Annotated in this window: 27 protein-coding genes and 1 riboswitch; of the genes, 14 read left to right on the top strand and 13 right to left on the bottom strand. The window is 64.4% G+C overall.

The features are described from left to right. Positions 1 to 104 precede the first annotated feature (104 nt). Positions 105 to 389: a GNAT family N-acetyltransferase gene (locus Q0L25_RS08955; protein ID WP_296613495.1), complete on the top strand. Its 285-nt coding sequence runs from the start codon at positions 105 to 107 to the stop codon at positions 387 to 389. Between the two features lie 9 nt (positions 390 to 398). Then, positions 399 to 1,097, top strand: coding sequence for a uracil-DNA glycosylase (gene ung, locus Q0L25_RS08960; protein WP_296613497.1), 699 nt, complete (start codon positions 399 to 401; stop codon positions 1,095 to 1,097). A gap of 165 nt (positions 1,098 to 1,262) precedes the next feature. Here ung and Q0L25_RS08965 read toward each other — a convergent pair whose 3' ends face one another. Further along, positions 1,263 to 1,802, bottom strand: coding sequence for a 2'-5' RNA ligase family protein (locus Q0L25_RS08965; RefSeq protein ID WP_296613498.1), 540 nt, complete (start codon positions 1,800 to 1,802; stop codon positions 1,263 to 1,265). A 61-nt stretch (positions 1,803 to 1,863) separates the two neighbouring features. Between Q0L25_RS08965 and Q0L25_RS08970 the strand changes: the two genes are divergently transcribed. Both Q0L25_RS08970 and Q0L25_RS08975 read left to right on the top strand, forming a co-directional pair. Further along, positions 1,864 to 2,295, top strand: a complete 432-nt coding sequence (locus tag Q0L25_RS08970) for a VOC family protein (protein ID WP_296613500.1) — start codon at positions 1,864 to 1,866, stop codon at positions 2,293 to 2,295. A 73-nt stretch (positions 2,296 to 2,368) separates the two neighbouring features. Beyond that, a complete protein-coding gene (locus Q0L25_RS08975; RefSeq protein ID WP_296613502.1) occupies positions 2,369 to 2,683 on the top strand; it encodes a hypothetical protein in 315 nt (104 codons plus the stop codon). Positions 2,684 to 2,825: 142 nt separating this feature from the next. Here Q0L25_RS08975 and Q0L25_RS08980 read toward each other — a convergent pair whose 3' ends face one another. The 3 genes from Q0L25_RS08980 to Q0L25_RS08990 all read right to left on the bottom strand — a co-directional run bounded on the left by Q0L25_RS08980 (position 2,826) and on the right by Q0L25_RS08990 (position 4,469). Further along, a complete protein-coding gene (locus Q0L25_RS08980) occupies positions 2,826 to 3,314 on the bottom strand; it encodes a hypothetical protein (RefSeq protein WP_296613504.1) in 489 nt (162 codons plus the stop codon). Between the two features lie 96 nt (positions 3,315 to 3,410). Further along, complete coding sequence (locus tag Q0L25_RS08985) at positions 3,411 to 3,824, bottom strand: hypothetical protein (RefSeq protein ID WP_296613505.1); 414 nt, start codon at positions 3,822 to 3,824, stop codon at positions 3,411 to 3,413. Between the two features lie 228 nt (positions 3,825 to 4,052). Further along, positions 4,053 to 4,469, bottom strand: coding sequence for a VOC family protein (locus Q0L25_RS08990; RefSeq protein ID WP_296613507.1), 417 nt, complete (start codon positions 4,467 to 4,469; stop codon positions 4,053 to 4,055). Positions 4,470 to 4,624: 155 nt separating this feature from the next. On the opposite strand from Q0L25_RS08990, the gene Q0L25_RS08995 reads away from it, so the two are divergent. The 3 genes from Q0L25_RS08995 to Q0L25_RS09005 all read left to right on the top strand — a co-directional run bounded on the left by Q0L25_RS08995 (position 4,625) and on the right by Q0L25_RS09005 (position 6,055). Beyond that, the gene (locus Q0L25_RS08995) at positions 4,625 to 5,482 is read left to right on the top strand and encodes a TauD/TfdA family dioxygenase (protein WP_296613509.1); all 858 of its coding nucleotides are present in this window, start codon (positions 4,625 to 4,627) and stop codon (positions 5,480 to 5,482) included. 64 nt (positions 5,483 to 5,546) lie between these two features. Next, positions 5,547 to 5,792 (top strand): type II toxin-antitoxin system Phd/YefM family antitoxin, encoded by a 246-nt coding sequence (locus Q0L25_RS09000; protein WP_367184107.1) that lies wholly within the window; start codon positions 5,547 to 5,549, stop codon positions 5,790 to 5,792. Further along, positions 5,789 to 6,055, top strand: coding sequence for a Txe/YoeB family addiction module toxin (locus Q0L25_RS09005; protein ID WP_296613513.1), 267 nt, complete (start codon positions 5,789 to 5,791; stop codon positions 6,053 to 6,055). Before Q0L25_RS09000 ends, Q0L25_RS09005 begins: the two co-directional genes overlap by 4 nt. Before the next feature lie 43 nt (positions 6,056 to 6,098). On the opposite strand, the gene Q0L25_RS09010 is transcribed toward Q0L25_RS09005, so the two are convergent. From Q0L25_RS09010 to Q0L25_RS09030, 5 genes are all read right to left on the bottom strand, one after another. Then, positions 6,099 to 7,508, bottom strand: coding sequence for an SIR2 family protein (locus Q0L25_RS09010; protein WP_296613515.1), 1,410 nt, complete (start codon positions 7,506 to 7,508; stop codon positions 6,099 to 6,101). Beyond that, entirely contained in the window at positions 7,505 to 9,364 is a 1,860-nt protein-coding gene (gene thiC / locus Q0L25_RS09015; RefSeq protein ID WP_296613517.1) for a phosphomethylpyrimidine synthase ThiC, read from the bottom strand. Before thiC ends, Q0L25_RS09010 begins: the two co-directional genes overlap by 4 nt. A 38-nt stretch (positions 9,365 to 9,402) precedes the next feature. Next, positions 9,403 to 9,513, bottom strand: a riboswitch (TPP riboswitch). A 335-nt stretch (positions 9,514 to 9,848) separates the two neighbouring features. After that, positions 9,849 to 10,706: a MipA/OmpV family protein gene (locus tag Q0L25_RS09020; protein WP_296613519.1), complete on the bottom strand. Its 858-nt coding sequence runs from the start codon at positions 10,704 to 10,706 to the stop codon at positions 9,849 to 9,851. A 73-nt stretch (positions 10,707 to 10,779) separates the two neighbouring features. Next, on the bottom strand, positions 10,780 to 11,205 hold the full coding sequence (locus tag Q0L25_RS09025) for a DUF2141 domain-containing protein (protein ID WP_367184110.1): 426 nt from the start codon (positions 11,203 to 11,205) through the stop codon (positions 10,780 to 10,782). Further along, positions 11,150 to 11,944, bottom strand: coding sequence for a sterol desaturase family protein (locus tag Q0L25_RS09030; protein ID WP_296613520.1), 795 nt, complete (start codon positions 11,942 to 11,944; stop codon positions 11,150 to 11,152). Before Q0L25_RS09030 ends, Q0L25_RS09025 begins: the two co-directional genes overlap by 56 nt. A 153-nt stretch (positions 11,945 to 12,097) precedes the next feature. Between Q0L25_RS09030 and Q0L25_RS09035 the strand changes: the two genes are divergently transcribed. Continuing rightward, a complete protein-coding gene (locus Q0L25_RS09035; protein ID WP_296613522.1) occupies positions 12,098 to 12,991 on the top strand; it encodes an ankyrin repeat domain-containing protein in 894 nt (297 codons plus the stop codon). A gap of 49 nt (positions 12,992 to 13,040) precedes the next feature. Here Q0L25_RS09035 and Q0L25_RS09040 read toward each other — a convergent pair whose 3' ends face one another. Next, positions 13,041 to 13,580, bottom strand: a complete 540-nt coding sequence (locus Q0L25_RS09040) for a DUF2585 domain-containing protein (protein ID WP_296615650.1) — start codon at positions 13,578 to 13,580, stop codon at positions 13,041 to 13,043. A gap of 380 nt (positions 13,581 to 13,960) precedes the next feature. Beyond that, positions 13,961 to 14,500: a TetR/AcrR family transcriptional regulator gene (locus tag Q0L25_RS09045; RefSeq protein ID WP_296613525.1), complete on the bottom strand. Its 540-nt coding sequence runs from the start codon at positions 14,498 to 14,500 to the stop codon at positions 13,961 to 13,963. A gap of 139 nt (positions 14,501 to 14,639) precedes the next feature. On the opposite strand from Q0L25_RS09045, the gene Q0L25_RS09050 reads away from it, so the two are divergent. The 6 genes from Q0L25_RS09050 (at position 14,640) to Q0L25_RS09075 (ending at position 20,118) form a co-directional block, all read left to right on the top strand. Next, positions 14,640 to 15,251, top strand: coding sequence for a glutathione binding-like protein (locus tag Q0L25_RS09050; protein WP_296613526.1), 612 nt, complete (start codon positions 14,640 to 14,642; stop codon positions 15,249 to 15,251). 247 nt (positions 15,252 to 15,498) lie between these two features. Continuing rightward, positions 15,499 to 16,659: a lycopene beta-cyclase CrtY gene (gene crtY, locus Q0L25_RS09055; protein WP_296613528.1), complete on the top strand. Its 1,161-nt coding sequence runs from the start codon at positions 15,499 to 15,501 to the stop codon at positions 16,657 to 16,659. Further along, a complete protein-coding gene (locus Q0L25_RS09060; protein WP_296613529.1) occupies positions 16,656 to 18,143 on the top strand; it encodes a phytoene desaturase in 1,488 nt (495 codons plus the stop codon). The genes crtY and Q0L25_RS09060 overlap by 4 nt, the downstream gene beginning before the upstream one ends. A gap of 124 nt (positions 18,144 to 18,267) precedes the next feature. Continuing rightward, entirely contained in the window at positions 18,268 to 18,849 is a 582-nt protein-coding gene (locus Q0L25_RS09065) for a TIGR00730 family Rossman fold protein (RefSeq protein WP_296613531.1), read from the top strand. A gap of 37 nt (positions 18,850 to 18,886) precedes the next feature. After that, positions 18,887 to 19,843, top strand: a complete 957-nt coding sequence (locus tag Q0L25_RS09070; RefSeq protein ID WP_296613532.1) for a phytoene/squalene synthase family protein — start codon at positions 18,887 to 18,889, stop codon at positions 19,841 to 19,843. Between the two features lie 74 nt (positions 19,844 to 19,917). Further along, positions 19,918 to 20,118 (top strand): hypothetical protein, encoded by a 201-nt coding sequence (locus tag Q0L25_RS09075; RefSeq protein ID WP_296613533.1) that lies wholly within the window; start codon positions 19,918 to 19,920, stop codon positions 20,116 to 20,118. Here the strand turns inward: Q0L25_RS09075 and Q0L25_RS09080 are convergent. Together Q0L25_RS09080 and Q0L25_RS09085 are read right to left on the bottom strand one after the other, a co-directional pair. Then, on the bottom strand, positions 20,107 to 20,520 hold the full coding sequence (locus Q0L25_RS09080; RefSeq protein ID WP_296613535.1) for a hypothetical protein: 414 nt from the start codon (positions 20,518 to 20,520) through the stop codon (positions 20,107 to 20,109). The two genes, Q0L25_RS09075 and Q0L25_RS09080, sit on opposite strands and share 12 nt — an antisense overlap. A 58-nt stretch (positions 20,521 to 20,578) precedes the next feature. Beyond that, entirely contained in the window at positions 20,579 to 20,812 is a 234-nt protein-coding gene (locus Q0L25_RS09085; protein WP_296613536.1) for a hypothetical protein, read from the bottom strand. Positions 20,813 to 20,890: the final 78 nt, after the last annotated feature.

A 20,890-nucleotide genomic window follows, 5' to 3' on the forward strand; every position in this document is an offset into this window, starting at 1 on the left:
TGCTTCCGGTCCTCACAACGCTGGCCAGCGGAGAGAACGATGCGCCCGGCTTGCATGGCGCGGTGCTACCGTTAAGCGGAGGCTGTAGCTAGCGGAGAACCAGCATGGAAAACGTCGTCACCGACAATCGGGCCGAGAATGAGTTCGAGCTGGAAGTCGACGGCCATCGGGCAATTGCCGCTTATCAGCTCGAGGGCGACACGATCACCTTCACCCATACGTTGGTGCCCAAGAAGCTCGAGGGACGTGGCATCGCTTCGAAGCTGATCCGTGCGGCGCTCGATTCGGCGCGCGACCGTGGGTTGAAGGTGATCCCGATCTGCCCGTTCGTGAAGGCGTTCATCGAGCGCCATCCCGAATATCAGGCACTGGTCAAGCACACGGCCTGAGGGGCGGCGATGAGCGAGCCCAAACTCCATCCGAGCTGGCTCGAACCGCTGCGCGGCGAATTCGCCAGCGATTATATGGCAAGCCTGCGCGCCTTCCTGGTCGCCGAGAAGCAGGCCGGCAAGGCGATCTTCCCCAAGGGGCCCGAATGGTTCCGCGCGCTCGACCTGACGCCGCTCGACAATGTCCGCGTCGTCATATTGGGGCAGGATCCCTATCACGGCCCCGGCCAGGCGCATGGCCTGTGCTTTTCGGTCAAGCCGGGGACGCGCACCCCGCCGAGCCTGGTCAACATCTACAAGGAAATGGAGGCCGATCTCGGCATTCCGCCGGCGCGGCACGGTTTCCTCGAACATTGGGCCGAGCAGGGCGTGCTGCTGTTGAACGCGGTGCTGACGGTTCAAATGGGACAAGCGGCGTCGCATCAGGGGCGCGGCTGGGAACGCTTCACCGACGCGGTGATCCGGCTGGTCAATGCGCGCGAAAAGCCGGTCGTGTTCATGCTGTGGGGCAGCCACGCGCAGAAGAAGGCGGCGTTCGTCGAGTCGGTCGAGCGCGGCGGGCGGCATCTGGTGCTACGAGCGCCGCATCCGTCGCCCTTGTCGGCCTATTCGGGATTCTTCGGCTGCAAGCATTTCTCCAAGGCCAATGCGTTTCTCCAGGCGCATGGCGAGAAGCCGATCGACTGGGCACTGCCGGCGATCGGGTGAGGCGGCTCAAAATCCTCCCCAAGCTCGCTTGGGGAGGGGGACCGTCCGCGAAGCGGATGGTGGAGGGGCCGCAGCCGCGCAGGCGGCGAGGATTGGATTTCGCCCCTCCACCATTTGCTGAAGCAAATGGTCCCCCTCCCCGAGCAAGCTCGGGGAGGAATTGTGTCACTGAAACAACGGCAATTCCGGCGACAGCGTCCATCGCCCGATAATGTCATGGCGCGTCTCGCCGACATGGCTGTGGACCAGCACGAGTTCCTCGACCTGCCACAGGATCGGATCGATCGCGCGCGAGAAGGCCGCCTCGTCGCGATAGCCGAGCGTCATGTGCGGGTTGAACGTCCAGCCGTCGCGCGGCTCCAGCCCGGCTTCGGTCACGCGCTCGCGGATCGCCCGCTGCAGCAGCGCGAGCCCGGTCGAGCGGCCATTGGGCCTGAGCGCTACCGACCGTGTCGTTCCCACCACGCGCCCCATCGACAGCAGGAACCCGGGCATGTCGATATCGTTACCCACCGCGATCAGCTGTTCGACGAGCATTTCGGGTAGGCCGATATGGTCGTTGAATATCTCCATCGTGACGTGGAGATGCTCGCTCCTGACCGGGCGGCCGGGACAATGGAGCCGGCGCGCCGCCTCGATCGCGGGAATGGCGTGCATCGCCGGCTTGATGGCGAAGAACAGGCGGTGAAGCGTTTGCACGAGCATGACAGTCCTCCGAATCGAGTGATATGTTCATGATATGTTCTCTGAACGAAGGAGTCGATCCATGACCGACGATCCGCGCGACAATCGCGGTGCGTTCCACCACATCGACTTGAGCGTCAGCGACGTCCCCGCGGCCAGGCGCGTCTATGCGCCGGTGCTCGAGTTTCTCGGCTATACGATGGTCAAGGATCGTCCCGACGGCTGCGAATGGGATCTGAAAGGACGTGAGCCGTTCGGCGCCTCGCTGGGCATCCGCACCGCGACCAGCGGCGGATCGCACGACCGCTATGCGCCGGGGCTGCATCATCTCGCCTGGCGGGTGGAGAGCCGCGACGCGGTAGACGCCGCGCACGCTTTGCTGGTCGAACACGGCATCCCGGTGCTCGATCCGCCGGCGCATTATCCTGAATATTCGGGCGATTATTACGCCGTGTTCTTCGCCGATCCCGACGGGCTCAAGCTGGAGATCGTCCATGCTCCGGGCTGGATCTGAGCCGGGGCGCGAAGGTTCGTCGCCGCTCGCCCGTTGATCCTGCCGGGGACGATACCCCGAAAGGAGAAGTGACATGCGTACCAAGCTCTTTTGCGCCGCGTTGATCGGCGTGACCGCACTGACCGCCGCCGCGCCGGCCGAGGCGCGGATCAACCAGCGCCAGTCGCGCCAGCAGCAGCGCATCCAGAACGGCGTCAATTCGGGCCAGCTCAACGCCCGCGAAACCTATCGGCTCGAACGCCGCGAGGGCCATATCGCCAATTACGAAGCGCGCGCCCGCGCGTCGGACGGCGGGCTCAACGGCCGCGAACGCTATCGCATCGAACGGATGCAGGACCGCACCAGCCGCGCCATCTATCGCCAGAAGCACGACGCGCAGGTGCGTTGAGCTGCGCAAAGCCCCTCTCCTTTAGGGGAGGGGTTGGGGTGGGGCAGTCACGGGCGATACGCTCTGCGAGGCATCCCCCACCCCCGTCCCCTCCCCTGAAGGGGAGGGGCTAGTGTGCTGACGTGCTCCCTGCGCTACCAGATCAAACAGCCGGGCGCCGCAATGTCGTCCAGGCGAGATACAGGACCACGATCGCAACCGCGCCTTGCGTCGCCAGCAAGGCCGGTTCGTTGCCGAGCGGCGCCAGCGCGTGGAGCGCGGGGATCTTCTGGTAGCTCTGCACCACCAGCACGACCATGTTGAGCCATTGTGCGAACAAGGCGGTCGCCAGGAAGACGCGCCGCCATCCGCCCGCGAGCTTGCCGCCGTACAGCGCATAAAGCGCCACCGCGAGCACCACCAGCGACACCACGCCGAAGATGAACGGCGGCCCGATCGGCTTGGGTGGGAACAGGAAGCCGGTGACGCTGGTCAGGATGGTGAAGACCAGGAAGAGGCCGTTCATCAACGACAGCCAGCGCCCGCCGGCCAATGCGACGAAGAAGACCAGTCCGGCGGCGATGCCGACCAGGCTGATGACGACGTGCAATTCGGTAAAGGCCGCAAGCGACAGGCCGAGGTTCGTGAGCATCGCGTTTCCCCAATCGATGACGATTCCCGCAGCCTAACCGAGCTGGCCCGGCCCGACGAGTCGAATCGGTTTCGCAACGATTTAGGGGTTTTCAGCTCAACCCGCCGCCCTGAACTCGCCGATAACGATCGCGCCGAGATCGCGATCGAAGGTCTCGGTCGTCGCGGTGCCGTTGCCGCGCATGGTGAAGGTTCCGGCGTCGACATAGCCGCCGCTCCCGGTCGGATCGGACAGTATCTTGTACGTCATCGGCCCCGATGCGCTGGTCACCGTGATCGCCGATTTTCCCGCATTGTCGGCATAGGTGACCGAGATCGCGCCGGGATCGTCGATCGCCGCAGGGACCAGCAACTGATGGTGCCCGCCGGGGCGCAGCACGAAGGTCCGGGCTTCGCCGGGCTTGAGCCCGATCGTCTCGACGGCGACGTCCGGGGGCGGAGTCGTCTCTTCCTGGGCAATCGCGGCGGCGGGCAGCAGCGCTAGGGCTACGGCAAGGAAATGCAGGCGCATGGTGTGTCTCCAGCCCCCGGTCGGGTGGAGAAACGCGCAAGGGGTGGAAGGGTTCAGCCGGAGGCGGGCGGGCCGAAAAATCCTCCCCGGCACGGGGAGGGGGACCGCGCGCGTCAGCGCGTGGTGGAGGGGGCCCAAAATTCGCTGGCCGTTTCGCTTTGGCGGGATCCTCGCGGGACCCCTCCACCATTGCTGCGCAATGGCCCCCCTCCCCGATCCGGGGAGGAATTAGGCCGCGTTCGGATGCCCGGCCGCGAACTGAATAAGGTCCCAAAGATTGCCGTACAAATCCTTGAAGACCGCGACCCGCCCATAGTCATAGGTCGCCGGCGCCCGCACCCACTCGACCCCGGCGGCGGTGAAGGCGGCATGATCGCGCTCGAAATCGTCGGTCGCCAGGAACAGGAACACGCGCCCGCCGGCCTGATCACCGACATAGTTCGCCTGATGCTCGTTGGAGGCGCGCGCGAGCAGGATCGTGGTGGCGCCGTCCGGTGCGCCCGGCGGACGGATCGTCACCCAGCGCTTGTCCTGTTCGGGCTGGTAGCTGTCCTCGACCAGGGTGAAACCGAGCTTGCCGACATAGAAGGCGAGCGCTTCGTCATAGTCGCGAACGATCAGGGCGATATGGGCGAGGTGAGGCAAGGCGAGCTCCGGTCTGGCTGATCGCGCCGGTCCCCATGCGGTCCGGCGGTTCGCCACATTGGGTGCTCGACCCGCCGCGATGCCGCAACCCCCGCTTGACTCAGGCGCCCGCCGCTCCGCTAAATGCTTGCAAGATAAGGACAGGAGAGGTGCGGATGAACGAGATCGCATCGCCGCGCGCGCTGACGCGCATTACGGTCACCCCGCTGACGCCGCAGATCGGTGCCGAGATCCATGGTGTCGATCTGTCGCAGGAGCAGGATGACGCGGTCATCGCCGAGATTCGCGCGGCCCTGCTCCAGCACAAGGTGATCTTCTTCCGCGACCAGCACATCACCGCCGCCCAGCATATCGCCTTCGCCCGCCGCTTCGGCGCGCTGGAGATCCACCCGGCGACGCCCAAGGACCAGCCCGATCCCGAGGTGCTGCACATCGCGCACGGACCGAAGTCGCGCGGGACCGAAAATGCCTGGCATTCGGACGTGACGTGGCGCGCCGAGCCGTCGCTCGGATCGATCCTGCGCGCGATCGAGGTGCCGGAGGTCGGCAGCGACACCCTGTTCGCCGACATGGGTGCGGCGTTCCGCGGCTTGTCGCCCGCCTTGCAGGATTGGTGCCGCACGCTGACCGCGTCGCACGATATCGCCCGCGTGTTCGCGAAGAAGCTGGGCGTGCGGCCCGAGGAATTGCACGAGAAATACCCGCCGCAGAGCCATCCGGTGGTCCGCACGCATCCGGAGACGGGCGAGCAGGCGCTTTACGTCAACACCGCCTTCACCAGCCATATCGAGGGGCTGTCGGCGAGGGAGAGCGACTGGCTGCTCCAGCATCTCTACGCCCAGGCGGCGATCCCCGAATATCAATGCCGTTTCAAATGGCGCGCCGGCTCGATCGCCTTCTGGGACAACCGCGCCGCGCAGCATTACGCGGCATCGGACTATTTCCCGGCCGTGCGGCGGATGGAGCGCGTGACGGTCGCGGGGGACCGGCCGTTTTATCGGGATGAGCGGTAGGGGCGACGCAGTCGCCCATCTTGAAATATTGTACCGATTGTTGTACATCCACGCCATGCGAACCATGAGCGTTTCCGAAACCCGCGCCAACCTCAAGGCGGTGCTAGACCAAGTCGTCGCCGATAAGGCGCCGATCGCTATCACCCGCCATAAGGGCGAGGGCGTGGTGATGGTTTCCGAGAGCGAATGGGCCTCGATCGAGGAGACACTCTACCTCCTGCAATCGCCGGCCAACGCCAAAAGGTTGCTCGAAAGCGTCGCCGAACTCGATGCCGGCAAGGGTAACGAACGCAGCTTGATCGAGCCGTGAAGCTCGTCTTCTCGTCGCGCGCCTGGGAGGAATATCTCCAATGGCAAGGCGACGACCGGCGCGGGCTCGACCGCGTGAATGCGCTGATCAAGGAAGCGATGCGCGACCCGTTCCGCGGCACCGGCAAGCCCGAACCGCTTAGCGGCAATCTGTCAGGTTGGTGGTCGCGACGGATCAACCGCGAGCATCGGCTGGTCTATCGGGTGAGCGGCAAGGACGACGCGCAATCGCTCGAGATCGCGCAGTGCCGGTATCATTATTGAGCGAGGAAGCGGTCGGCCGGCCACCTCCTTCGGTCCCTATCGACTATCCCCACGCCAGATGCTGAACGACAAGGTCCTCGTCCTCGGCAAAAGATGCGGTCCGTTTTTTCGCTTCCCGTAAAGCTGCCTTGTGTATTGTGGGAGTGGGCCGAACGATCTCGTTAAATTCGTCGAGATACAGCTCTCCCTGACCGGGATGAAAGCATTCAGGAATTGGTACGACTTCTACGTTGTCGGAGTTCAAGATCGCGAACTGAAGTAAACCGTTCTGATAGCCACTAAAATAGGCTATGTCCCAATAGTTTTTCGTCTTCCTGTACTCGGCGATTTTTAGATCGTAGCCGGCTATCCGCCTCTGCACGTTGTGAAGATCGGAAAACTCTCCTGTCATCGAGCGATCCAAGATACGCTCTAAAGCATGTAACACGCCATCCTGATAGGCGGTGGCGAAAATCAAATGAGGCTGTTTTTTTGGATGATAGGATTTCACAAAATCAAGATGCATATCGTGAAATTCATTCCAAATTTCGTCGATTTTCTCGAAGACTTCATCTTTTGCGAAACAAAACTTCTCCGACATGTGATCTTTTATGGTGTCGACAAAATGAGCAGCGTCGGTCTTTATCGCAATAATTCCGAACTCGTCGCGCAGGCTTTCCGCTTCTTCCATCGATATGAAAGGAGAAATTAGATAGTGGACTCTAGCAAACTGCCCAAGGCCTTCACGGATAGTTTTAAATATCCTACGAAAATCACTGTCTTTTGCTGAGTATCCGCAAAATACGCATGTTTTAGTCGCAAAAATTTGCTTTACGACCGCGCCCAATGCGCCCTCTCGCAAACGCCTTTCACATTGATCATAATCTTCCGAAGATGCAACAATGGAAGAAAAGTTATCGATGGAGCCGTGAATTTTAATGACTGATCGCTTTGCGGTATCCCAGAATGGGATATCACTATCGTAAACAAAAGGGATAGCCTCGATCAAATTCTCAAAATATCTATCCCAGTTGGTAGTTATTATCGTTTTAAAATAGGGAGCATTTCCAAGTTTCCGATGGAATCGGGTTGCACTCCATCGGAGGTCTCTAAACGAATCTATATAAGAGAATCGTTCTCTCACAAGTTCGATAAATTTCTGCCTCCCGTTGGGCTGGGCTTCGTATTTATCCACTAACTCGCAGAACTCCGGATTGCCATCCGCACCGACTTGAAATTTTATGGTCTCATACAGCGTGTTGGGATGAGTGCCGCCAGTCTCCGTACTAATTCCGGCTCCCGCGAAGATGACGCAGTTCTGCTTTTCAATTTCGCTAAGCAAGTGCTGATCAATCGCGAAATTGATTTTCAATGCACAAATAGCGCAGCCGCACGGGTTTGGCTCATCAACCAACCGGTCATCCTCTTCAGACTGAGCGCTTAAGTAGCTATCACGACCGCCGGCTCCGTTCAATCGTGCTCCCGCCCGCCAGCACCCATGTACAACTCCCGCCCGGTCTCGTTGTACAGCTCGCTCATCTTCGCCATCCCGGCTTCCGCTTCCTCGGCGGCAATGAACGTCTCCGGCGCCGAATTCTGCTTCGCCGCGAAGTCGCGCACCTCTTGCGTGATCTTCATCGAGCAGAATTTGGGCCCGCACATCGAACAGAAATGCGCGGTCTTGGCGCCTTCCGCGGGCAGGGTCTGGTCGTGATATTGCTCCGCCGTGTCGGGATCGAGCGACAGGTTGAACTGGTCGCGCCAGCGGAATTCGAAGCGGGCGCGGCTGAGGGCGTCGTCGCGCATCTTCGCGGCCGGATGGCCCTTCGCCAGATCGGCGGCGTGGGCGGCGAGCTTGTAGGTCACCACGCCGACCTTGACGTCGTCGCGGTCGGGGAGGCCGAGATGCTCCTTGGGCGTGACGTAACAAAGCATCGCGGTGCCGTACCAGCCGATCATCGCGGCGCCGATGCCGCTGGTGATATGGTCGTAGCCCGGCGCGATGTCGGTGGTCAGCGGCCCGAGCGTGTAGAAAGGCGCCTCGCCGCACGCCTCGAGCTGCTTGTCCATATTCTCCTTGATCTTGTGCATCGGCACATGGCCGGGGCCCTCGATCATCACCTGGACGTCCTGATCCCAGGCGCGCTTGGTCAGCTCGCCCAAGGTATAGAGCTCGGCGAACTGCGCTTCGTCATTGGCATCGGCGATCGAGCCGGGGCGGAGGCCATCGCCTAGCGAATAGGCGATGTCGTATGCCTTCATGATCTCGGTGATCTCGTCGAACCGCTCGTAGAGGAAGCTCTCCTTGTGGTGCGCCAGGCACCATTTCGCCATGATCGAGCCGCCGCGGCTGACGATGCCGGTGACGCGCTTGGCGGTCAGCGGGACGTAGGGCAGGCGGACGCCGGCATGGATGGTGAAATAGTCGACCCCCTGCTCGGCCTGTTCGATCAGGGTGTCGCGGAAGATTTCCCAGGTCAGGTCCTCGGCAATGCCGCCGACCTTTTCCAGCGCCTGATAGATCGGCACTGTACCGATCGGCACCGGCGAGTTGCGGATGATCCATTCGCGCGTGTCGTGGATGTTGCGGCCGGTCGACAGGTCCATGACGGTGTCGGCGCCCCAGCGGATCGCCCAGACCATCTTGTCGACTTCGCTGGCGACGTTGGAGGCGACCGCCGAATTGCCGATATTGGCGTTGATCTTGACCAGGAAGTTGCGGCCGATCGCCATCGGCTCGGATTCGGGATGGTTGATGTTGTTGGGGATGATCGCGCGACCGCGCGCGACCTCGTCACGGACGAATTCGGGGGTGACGAAATCGGGGATGGCGGCGCCCCAATCCTGGCCGTCGCGAACATATTCCGCCAGGCGGGCACGGCCCAGATTCTCGCGCTCGGCGACATATTCCATCTCGGGCGTGATGATGCCGCGGCGGGCATAGTGCATCTGGCTCACGTTCATGCCGGGCTTGGCGCGCAGCGGACGCTTGACGACATTGGGGAAAGGCTCGACGCCGCCCGACCGGTCGGGGCCGAGCTGACCGTTATCCTCGGGCCGGACGTGGCGCGCGTCATAGCTCTCGACATCGCCGCGCGCCTCGATCCACGGACGGCGCAGATTGGGCAGGCCGGCCTGGATGTCGATCCTGGCATTGGGGTCGGTGTACGGGCCCGACGTGTCGTAGACGCGCAACGGCGGCTCGCCGCAGCCGGGCTCGAGGTCGATCTCGCGCATCGCGACCTTCAAGGGACCGACATGGATCTTGCGGCTGCCCCGGATGGGACCGGTGGTCACGCCGATTTCGGTACGCGCTGGGATGTCGGCCATGGATACTCACTCCATTGTCGGAGCGAGGACACGGATTTCGAGTGAAAGCCGCCCACTCCCTCCGCCGGTCTCAACCGGATCAGGTTCAGCGGGTCGGAGGCTGCGGCCTCCCTCTCAACCGCGACAGAGCGGTCCCCCGGGGATGCCCGACACGCTAGGCGCTTGTGACGGCGAAGGAAAGGCGGTTGTTTCGAAACGGCATTTGACGCGTGCCACGATCGAGCCGTGCTCTACCCGAGCGTTCGATTTCCCTGAAGTTCGGATATTCCACCGTCACCCCGGCCTTGTGCCGGGGTCCATCGGGCCGCAAGCGCATGACAAGCGGTTCGACGGTCGGGCCTAGCCGCCCGGTGGATGCCGGGACGAGCCCGGCATGACGATAGCGTGGGTGGACCGCGACGTCAGACGGCCGACGCTTCGCGCCAGCCGCTGGCCGCCACGGCGAGTCTTGTGATTGCGATCGCAATCACAAGCCGCCCGCACCCTAGAAAGTATACGCGATCCCCGCGCCGCCCAGCCACTGGTTGCGGTTGCCGGCGATCGAGACGATCGGCGAATCCGCGAAGTCGTTGAGCAGGCGCTTGTAGCTGCCGCCGGCCATCAGCTTGAACCCGTGGAGCAGGTCGCCGGTCAGCGACACCGTGGCAAAGCCGCCCACCGACCAGCTCTTCCAGCCGGCGCGGGTGTTGAACTGGGGCAGGCCGCTGGCGAGACTCCCCGCCGCGTCGACGTCGAAATAGGCGCGGCCATATTTGCGGTCGGCATGTTCGGCCGAGGCGAACAGCCCGACCGCCGCCCTGCGGCTGAGCGGCGTGACGTAATTGATCGTCGGCGACCAGATCGCGCCACGCTGCGCGCCGGTCACGCCCTTGCGATAGCTGACCGAGACCGACAATTGGTCATACTGGCTGGTGATCACGCCGGTCTTGCCGATTCCGACATAGCCGCCGACTTCCAGCGAACGGTCGCGCTTGCCCAACGCGCGGACGCGGGGGTCGTCGATATACGACAGCAACGAGCGGTTGAGGTCGAGCACCGCGACCGGCCCCGCCTGCAGGTCCCAATTGGGGCCGGGCTTGTTGGGGATGAGGTCGATCGAGGCACGGTTGCCGATCAGCTGGAAATTGAATCCCGACACCGATCCGATCACCAGAGGCGCGGCGGAGAAGCCGGAATGATCGGCGCCTTCGTAATCCGGCATATAGACGCCGCCGATACCGACGGTGACATTATCCTTGCCGGTATCGAGCTGGTCGGAAGCGGCAGGAGGTGGGGCTCCGGCGTCCTGGGCGAAAGCCGGGACGGCGAGCAACAGGGCGGGAACGATCAGCAAAAGACGCACAGGCAGGCTCCGATCAGGATGACGTTTGGGTAAAGCAACGCCACCCGGGCGTTTTGTGTCCGTGCGCCAGATACTAAAGCATATAGCGCATCGTCACCTGTTGCGTTTCGGCAACGGCGCCGAGCGCGAACTGAGCGGCGGTGAAGCGCGGCGGGCCGAAGCCGATCGGCGGGTTGCGGCTGAATCCGAAGCCTTCGCGTGGGATGCCCATCAGCGTGTCGAGCTTCGCATTGGAATTCTCGTCATGGATCAGCGCCGCGGCGTAATTGCCGGGGGTCAGGCCCTCGAACCGGATGATATGCTGACCCGCCGGGACCGATCGCGTGACGGCGCGCTTGTCGTCGACGCAGCCGGGGAAGTTCTTGGGGTCGGCGGTCAGGCAGACGCGGATCAGGCCCCGCGCCGAGCGCATCCCGGCGACATCGATCTCGAGACTCCCGAACTCATTGGCGGCCGGGCCGGCGACCGGCGCCGCCGCCGGCAACAGGACCCCCAGCACGAGCAGGGCGCCGGCGTTCGCCGCGCGCGAACGCACCGACCCCGCGGTCGGTGCCGCAAAGGCGATCCCAGAAGCGGAAATAGAGCCCATAATTACACCTATACTCGGCATGATGCCGCTGATGATGGCTGGCGGTGATCAGCCATGCCCCCAATGGTCCCCGCCACAGGAAGCGCGGAAAGATTTCCCACCCCATGTGATTGGTCACCCCCATAAGCGTCATGATTCCAAGCACAAAGGCCAAAGCGCCGATATGGATCGGGATCACGAAGACCAGCGCCGGGATGACGATCGCGCCGGTCAGCGCCTCGATCGGGTGGAACGCCATCGCCGCCCATGCGGTGGGCGGGCGGCTGGCGTGGTGGACGGCGTGCGCCAGCCGGAACGGCGCCGGCCGGTGCATCCAGCGATGCGTCCAATAGAACCAGGTGTCGTGCGCCACGAGATAGAGCAGCACCGATAGCGGCAGATACCAGAGCGGAAAGGCGTGGAGGTCGGTGTAGATCCGGGTCCAGCCGCGGTTCTGCCAGCCCCAGGCGACCACGCCGGCAGGCACTCCATAGATCGCCGCGGACGCGAGGCTCCAGACGATCTCTCGCCGGATTTGCTTGTCGAGCCCGGCATAGAGGCCCGGCCGCACCGCCCGCGTCGCCAGCGCGAAGGCGCCGCTGGTGGCCAGATAGCGAATGCCGACGATCAGCGTCATGGCGATGGCGGACAGCGCAATGGCGGCAAGCATGGTCACGCCTCAGTGGTACGCCATCGCCGTTCGCGATTGAACCCGCCGCCGCCATCGACCCGCGGAGCGGTTCGCTTTTGTCAGTTTATTCCAAGCCAGCCCGCTGAAATCGCGTCCATATCCCGCGCATAACTGACAGCGGGGGGACGGGTGATGAAGCGGATGATGGGTTGGGCGCTGGTCGCCGCATTGGCCGGATCGGGGATGGCATCGGGATTGCGGGCCCAGGCGGACCCCTTCGTCACCGCGCAATATGACATCACGATCAAGCACAATGCCGACGCGCTGGCGATCGTCGATAGCGGCCAGTTCGACATCAACATGCAGAGCGAGGAAGGCTATACCCTGCTTCACTCCGCCGCGGACGCCGGCAATCTGGAGATGGTCAATGCATTGCTGGCGCGCGGTGCGAACCCCAATCTGAAGACCGCGGCCGGGCTAAAACCCTATGACGTCGCCACCGGCACGATGGTCAAGGCGGTGCTGGCCAAGGCGATGAAGGCGCCGGCAATGGTGTCGACACGCCCCGCGGACCGGCTGGTGCCGGCGACTGGCGGCGCGAACGGCTCGTGCGCGGCGGTCGTCGCGGAGCGCGCCAATAACGGCCGGTCGGCGGCGATGCGGCCGATCCTGAGGGCGCGCGACGACATCTGGTACAACCATCCCGACGAGCTGGCGTTGTTGCTGGAGGATTGCGTCGGCGCCAACCAGAAGGACGATGTCGGGTCCGGCCTGCTCCACACCGCCGCGTCGCGCGATCGCATCGAGGCGGCCAAGGTGTTGCTGGCGCATGGCGCCAGCCGCTCGCTTCGCGACGCCGCCGGGCGCATCCCGGCGGATTATGCCAGTTCGCCCGAGATGAAGGCCCTGCTCGGCCCGCCCAGCGCAAAGGCGGATACGACATCGGCGGCGATGGCCGGCAAGGGCGACAGGAAGGAATGCGCGCAGAAATACCAGGCCGATGTGGCGCTGTGCTCCGACGGCACCTGCCGCATGCGCGCGATGTCGCACTGGCAGAAATGCCTGAAGACCGGCAGCTATTATTGAGCGGGCCCGATCGGCGGTTGGCGGCTTGCTCCGGCGACTCCGGACGGCTTTAGCCGCCCGCCTGCCACGTCCGGATCGCGTCGACCGGATGGACCAGCATCAGCACGTTGAGCGTGAGATTGTCGCGGATCACCACCAGCGCCAGCAGTTCGAAGAATATCGCCAGCGCTACCGTTCCCCAAACCGGCAACCGTCGCGCGATCGCGAAGCCGATCATCATCATGGCGATGTCGCTCATCGAATTGAGGATCGAATCGCCCGAATAGCCCACCGCGATCGTCGCCGCGCGGTACCGGTCGATGATGATCGGCGAGTTTTCGAGCAATTCCCAGCCGCCTTCGATCATCACCGCCAGCGGCAGCGCCCAGAGGCGCAGCCGTCCGGGCAGCATCGACCATAGCAGGCCATAGAACAGGAAGCCGTGGATGATGTGGCTGAGCGAATACCAGTCGCTCAATTGCTGGCTGTTCTCCGGACTGTTCGGGTCGCCGGCCCATAAGGCGACATGGCCGCACGGGCAGATCGGCGGGCGTCCCCAGGCGATTTCGATCGCGGCGAACAGGGCGACGGCGCCGATCGCGGCCACCAAGGCACGGCGATCGACGGGGAGGGAATGGCGGATCACGTCCCGACGCTAGGGCAAGGATCGACCGCCGTCACCGGGGATCAATTCCCCTCCCGCAAGCGGGAGGACAATCGCATATGGTGCAGGCTGGCTCGTTGCCGCTCTCCGCGGTCCTCGTTCCAGCAGTGTGCCGCCCGAAGTTGAACGCGATTCCGCTTCCCCGCTCGTCATGCCGGGCTCGTCCCGGCAGCCACCGTGGTACTTGACCAACGGCCGCTGGGAGCGCGGCATGGTGGATGCCGGCACAAGGCCGGCATGACGGCTGATACTGATTGAAACTGTTCAGCTCACTCGCAGCGACTCAATGCATATGCGGTTGCCCTCCCATAAGCGGGAGAGGAGACTCACCCGGCCCCGGCGATCAATGCGACGCAATCGGCGGCGAGAGTCTCGAGTTCCTCACGCGTGGCCCCGGCGCGGGCGCGCACGCTGAGCGAGTGGATCACCGATGTCGCCACGCGCGCATGGGCCGCGGCACGCGGGTCGCCGCGCGCGGTCAGCAATTGCTCGATCTTGCCGTCCTCCAGCGCGACAAAGGCCGCCAGCCGCGCACGGATCTCGGCATCGTCCACCGCGCTCGTGGCGGATGTGGACACCATGATGCAACCCGACGGCCCGGTCTCGCCGGTCAGGAATCCGTCGATCACGGCGCGGAACATCACCTTCAGGCTCTGCTCGAGCGGCAGATCGGCCTCGATCAACTGGTCGAGGGCACGCCCGGCGCGGTCGATCGTGCGCTCGAGCGTCGCCAGGTAGAGCGCGCGCTTGTCGCCGAACGCGGCGTAGAGGCTGGGACGCTGCAGGCCGGTCGCATCGACGAGATCGTCGAGCGAGGTGCCGGCATAGCCGCGCGTCCGAAAGCGCTCGGTAGCAGCGCCCAGCACCTCTCCCGCATCAAAGCTCCGGGGCCGCCCGCGGCGCGGCCTGGTTTCTGATTTTTGTACCAACTTGCAAAGAATCCTTGACGTCGGATTTATTTATGCGGATTGGTACAAAAATAAACAAGCCCCCAGGAGGATCGTCATGAAGCTCTATTTCATTCCCTTCGCCTGCAGCCTGGCGACTCGCATCGCGATCAACGAAGCCGAACTGGATGCCGATTTCATTCAGGTCGTACCGGACGGCAGGTTGCCCGACGGCCGCGCCTTCAGCGAGATCAGCCCGATGGGCTATGTCCCGGCGATGGAAGCGGGCAGCGTGACCCTGACCGAGGGGCCGGCGGTGCTGACCTATATCGCCGATCTCGCCGCCGAGGGCGTGCTGGCGCCGCCGCCCTATACGCGCGAGCGCTATGAGCTGACCAAATGGCTCAACTTCATCTCGACCGAGATCCACAAGGGCGTGTTCGCGCCGCTGATGTCGCGGCACTCGACCGAGGGTGCGCGCGACTGGTCGCGGGAACTGGTCGACAAACGTTTCGGGCTGCTCGAAGCGCATCTGGCCGGGCGCAACTATCTGCTCGACACCTTCTCGGTCGCCGACGCCTATCTGCTCGCCGTGCTCAACTGGACCGAATTTGCCGGATTGAGCCTGGAGGGCTGGCCGGCGCTGAAGGCATGGCGCGCCGCGATGCGCGCGCGGCCCTCGGTCGCCGCGGCGATGGCGACCGAAATGCCGCTACGCCAGGCGGCGTGAGAGGTCGTTTGGAAATGCGCCGCGGCGCATTTCGCGGTGCCGGCCCACTCCCCCACCCGACCGCCCAATCAGGATATTCCATGGGAGGTCGGGTGGAGGGGCGGGCCGGCACCGCCTTAAAACTCGCTCTACCGCGAGTTTTCAAAAAACTCTCTAAGCACGATCTGTCCACAGGCGATTCGTTCGCGGGGCTCAAACGCCTCGCGCCATGGGTTGCGCTCCCGACCAAAACGGGTAGCGATTCGTCATGGCAGGCCAAGTTGAGTGTGACCTAGCGATTGTCGGCGGCGGATTGGCGGGCGGATTGATCGCGCTCGCGTTGCGCAGGAAGCGCCCCGACCTCGATCTCAGGCTGATCGAGGCGAGCCCGCAAATCGGCGGCGACCATGTCTGGTCGTTCTTCGAGCGTGACGTCGCCAAAGAGGACCGCTGGCTCGCCGCGCCGCTCGTTTCCTATGGCTGGCGTGGTTACGAAGTCGCCTTTCCGGCGCATGCCCGAACGCTTCAAACAAGCTATTATTCGATCGAGTCCGAACGCTTCGATCGCGTGGTGCGCGCGAACCTCGCCCCCGGCCAGCTGATCGCGCAGAAGGCGCTGGGGGTCGGCACCACCGCGGTCGTGCTGGCGAACGGCGACCGGATCGAGGCTAAGGGCATTATCGACGCACGCGGGCCGGGAGACATGTCGGCGCTCGATCTCGGCTGGCAGAAATTCGTCGGGCGCGAATTGCTGTTGGCAGAGCCGCACGACGTGACGCGACCGACGATCATGGACGCGAGGGTCGAGCAGATCGACGGCTATCGCTTCGTCTATTCGCTGCCCTTCACCGCGACGCGGATGTTCGTCGAGGACACCTATTACAGCGACACGCCGGCGATCGATCGCGATGCCCTGACCGGCCGAATCCACGAATATGCACTGAGCCGCGGCTGGGTGACCGAAGCGGTGTCGCGCGAGGAAACCGGCGCGTTGCCGGTCGCGATCGGCGGCGATTTCGACGCTTTCTGGCGCGCGGGCGGCGCGAAAGTGCCAAAGGCAGGTCTCCGCGCCGGACTGTTCCATCCGACCACCGGCTATTCGCTGCCCGATGCGGTACGGCTGGCGGCGCGGATCGCCAGCGCAAGCGATCTTTCCACCCCGGCTTTGTGCGACTTGACCTATGGCATGGCGAGCGGCGCCTGGGCCGACCGCGCTTTTTACCGTACGCTCGACGCGATGCTGTTCCGCGCCGCCGAACCCGAAGAGCGTTATCGCATCCTTGAACGCTTTTACCGGCTCGGTCCGGGCCTTATAGGACGATTCTATGCGGGACGATCGAGCGTGATGGACAAGGCCCGCATCCTGAGCGGCAAACCCCCGGTGCCGGTCGGCCGCGCCATCGCCGCGATCCGCAGGCAGCACGCATGAAGCGCGCGATCGTCGTCGGCGCCGGCTTCGGCGGGCTCGCACTGGCGATCCGGCTGCAATCGGCCGGAGTCGCGACGACCATCGTCGAGGCGCGCGACAAGCCCGGCGGCCGTGCCTATTTCTGGGAACGGCCAACCGACGCCGGCACCTTCACTTTCGATGCCGGGCCGACCGTCATCACCGATCCGGCGGCGCTCCACGAATTATGGGCACTGACCGGGCAGGACATCGCGCGCGACGTCGAATTGATGCCGGTCATGCCTTTCTATCGGCTCAACTGGCGCGACGGCACCAGCTTCGATTATTCGAACGACGACGCCCAGCTCCATGCCGAGATCGCCCGGCTCAATACCGACGACGTCGCTGGATATCGCCGCTTTCTCGACTATTCGGGCAACGTCTATCGCGAAGGCTATGAGAAGCTCGGCTCGGCCGCGTTCCTCGATTTCGGCCAGATGGTCGCCGCCGCCCCCGCATTGATACGCTATCAGGCGTGGCGATCGGTCTATTCGGTGGTCTCGGGCTTCGTGAAGAACGAGAAGCTGCGCCAGGCGCTGAGTTTCCACACCTTGCTGGTCGGCGGCAATCCGATGACCACCAGCGCCATCTATGCGCTGATCCACAAGCTCGAGCGCGATGGCGGCGTGTGGTTCGCGCGCGGCGGGACCAACAAACTGGTCGCCGGCATGGTCGCCTTGTTCGAGCGGCTGGGCGGCACCTTGCGGCTGGGCGATCCGGTGGCGAGGATCGAGACGCTCGGCGATCGCGCGACCGGCATCACCACCGCGAGCGGCTGGTCGGGCGAGGCCGATGCGGTCGCGACCAATGCCGACGTGATGCATTCCTATCGCGACCTGCTGGCGGGATCGCGCAGCGCGCAACGCCGCGTCGGCCGGCTCGAGAGCAAGCGCTGGTCGCCCTCTCTGTTCGTCGTCCATTTCGGCATCAAGGGCGCTTGGCCGGGCATTCCGCACCACATGATCCTGTTCGGGCCGCGCTATCGCGAATTGCTCGCCGACATCTACGACCATGGCGTGCTGGCCGAGGATTTCTCGCTCTATCTCCATCACCCGACGGTGACCGATCCCAGCCTGGCGCCCGAGGGGCATTCGACCTTTTACGCGCTCGCCCCCGTTCCGCATCTCGGCAAGTTCCCGGTCGACTGGGCGGAGATCGGGCCGATCCTGGAGAAGCGCATCCTCGACGAGATCGGCGCGCGGCTGATCCCCGACATTCACGAGCGGATCGTCACCAAGTTCAGCTACGCGCCGTCGGACTTCGCGCACGACCTCAACGCGCATCTCGGCAGCGCCTTCAGCCTCGAGCCGATCCTGACTCAGTCCGCCTTTTTCCGCGTCCACAATCGCGACGCCAACATACCCAACCTCTATTTCGTCGGCGCCGGCACCCATCCCGGCGCGGGCATTCCCGGCGTGGTGATGAGCGCCAAGGCGACCGCCAAATTGATGCTGGAGCAGAAGTGATGAGTGCAACGCAAGAAGCCCCTCCCCTTCAGGGGAGGGGTCGGGGGTGGGGCAGTGCGGCAAGCGCTTCGCCAGTGGATAGGCCCCACCCCAACCCCTCCCCTGAAGGGGAGGGGCTAAAGTGATGAACCGTCTCGCCGTCTATTGCGGCTCCGCCTCGCCGAGCGATCCGCGCTATGTCGAGAACGCTCGCGAAGTCGGCCGCACATTGGCCGAACGCGGGATCGGCGTGGTCTATGGCGGTGGTCGGCTCGGCCTGATGGGCGCGGTCGCCGATTCGGCATTGGCGGCGGGAGGCGAAGTGATCGGCGTCATTCCTGAAGCCCTGGTCGCCGCCGAGGTCGCGCATAAGGGCCTGACCGAGCTCCATGTCGTCGGCACGATGCACCAGCGCAAACAGGCGTTCACCGATCTGTCCGACGGCTTCGTCACCCTGCCTGGTGGCACGGGCACGATGGACGAATTGTGGGAAGCGCTGAGCTGGGCACAGATCGGCTATCACGCCAAGCCGGTCGGGCTGCTCAATCTCGACGGCTATTATGACGGGCTGATCGAATTCTGGGAAACGATGGCGCGGGTCGGATTCGTGCGGGCGCAGCACCGGGAACTGCTGATCGTGGCCGACACATTGCCCGACTTGCTCGACAAGATGGCCGCGTTCCAGCCCGCCACCACGATCGGGCAGATCGGCGCGAAGGACCTGTGAGCGCCTCGTCCTTCGCCCGACGTGGACGGACGAGGACATGAGCGCGAGCGGCGAGCGTCCCAGCCGCGCGGCGATCGTCGCGACCGCGCGAGAATCGATCGCCCGGGGCTCGAAAAGTTTCGCCGCCGCGTCCCTGCTGTTCGACCGCAAGACGCGCGAGCGTGCCTGGCTGCTTTATGCCTGGTGCCGGCGCTGCGACGACCTCGCCGATGGACAGGAATTCGGCCACGATCTCTCCGTCGTTCCCGACCCCGCCGCGCGGCTGGCGCAGATCCGCGCAATGACCGATGCCGCGCTGGCCGGCGAGATGGTGGGCGATCCCGCGTTCGACGCGCTGCGCATCGTCGCCGCCGAAACGCGGCTGCCGCGCCGGTTCGCGCATGACCTGATCGAGGGATTTCGTCTCGACCTGGAAGACTGGCGGCCGCGCAGCGAAGACGATCTCTATCGCTATTGCTACCATGTCGCCGGCGCGGTCGGTTGCATGATGGCGATCGCGATGGGGGTCTCGCCCGACGACGAGGACACGCTCGACCGCGCCTGCGACCTGGGCATGGCGTTCCAGCTGGCGAATATCGCGCGCGATATCGAGGAAGATGATCGCGGCGGGCGCTGCTATCTGCCCCAGGAGTGGCTGGCGGAGATGGACATACCGCCCGGACAGCACATGAAGCCGCCCTTCCGTCCCCGCCTGACGGTGCTGGCGCGGCGCCTGGTCGATCGCGCGGCGGCGTTCGAAGCGAGCGCGCGTATCGGCACGCGGCGACTCAGCCTGCGATCGGCCTGGGCCGTGCTGGCGGCGGCGGGCATCTATGGCGCGATCGGCCGCGAGGTCGCGGCGCGCGGCGACCATGCCTGGGATCATCGCGCCGGCACCTCGGCGGCCGCCAAGCTCGGCTGGATCGCGCGGGCGCTCGGCCAGGCGGTGCAGCGCAACCGGCTTTATCCCGTCGCGCCGCGCGATGCGGATCTGTGGCGGCGGCCGCGCGGTTAGCCCTGCGTAAACCCTGCTCGGTCAGGACTCGGCAAGCCCGACAGCCTAGCTTACCCATTATGACGAAATTGTCCGTGAAGTTCTCACGTGCCTTGCAGCGCGGCCGTGCCGAACCGGCGCCGCCGCCGACGCGCGCGGGGCTGTTGCTGACCTTGCTCAGGAAGCGCGCCGCCGCGCACAATGTCGGCGCCGAGGATCTCGAGGCGATGCTGCGCGACCAGATCCGCTGGTCGCTACCGATCCGCCGCGGCGCGGACGCCGAATTAGTTGATTAAGGGATCACCCGGCCGAGCGCGGTGAAAATGCCACTCGGCGAGCCACATGCCGGCGAGGGGCAGGATCAGGGTGGCGCCCTGGAGCCACAAGGGTTGCGTCAGCTGGGTCAGGTTCCATACCCCGTCGGCCACCAATATGAGTGCGACAATCCATCCAGCCGGTCGCCATTGACCGATCCGCAGCGCGGCGAAAGCACCCACCAACCCGGCGAGCAGCCAGCCTATCGCGATGATTATCTGACCGGCGAGCGGCATCGCCATGACGAAGCGCGCAAGCATTTCCTGCGCGCTGGCGTCAGGCGCGATCGCGGCGGGGAACCAGCGTTCGGCGAGCTCCCAGGCGCCATCGATCAGCGCGATGGCAATCGCCAGCCCGACGATGGTTCCGACAATCCTGCGCATGACATCCCCTGGCTGTTCCGGGGGCAATCATTATCGGCGCGGCGAGGTTCGCGCCAGTTCAGCTGCGGCGCGCCTGAGCCTTATTGTTGTCGGCCATCGACTGGCCGACCTGGCGGCACGCCGCGGTAACCGTCGGGAAATCGATATCGGTGTTGCGGATCAGCGCCGCGGGCATCGCCGCCCGGCATTGCGCCGCGCTGTAATACCGGACCGGCTCGATCCGCTGCTGCGCGCATTGCGTCTGGCCATCGCCGCAGCCCATGATCGCGATGACGTAGAATACAGAACCCATGTCTTCCTCCGTCGCGTCTATAATCCTTGGGCGACGACGACGGTTCCCTGAACGCCCGCGGCACCCTACATAAAGCGA

Source organism: Sphingomonas sp. (assembly GCF_024508665.1).
Taxonomy (GTDB): domain Bacteria; phylum Pseudomonadota; class Alphaproteobacteria; order Sphingomonadales; family Sphingomonadaceae; genus Sphingomonas.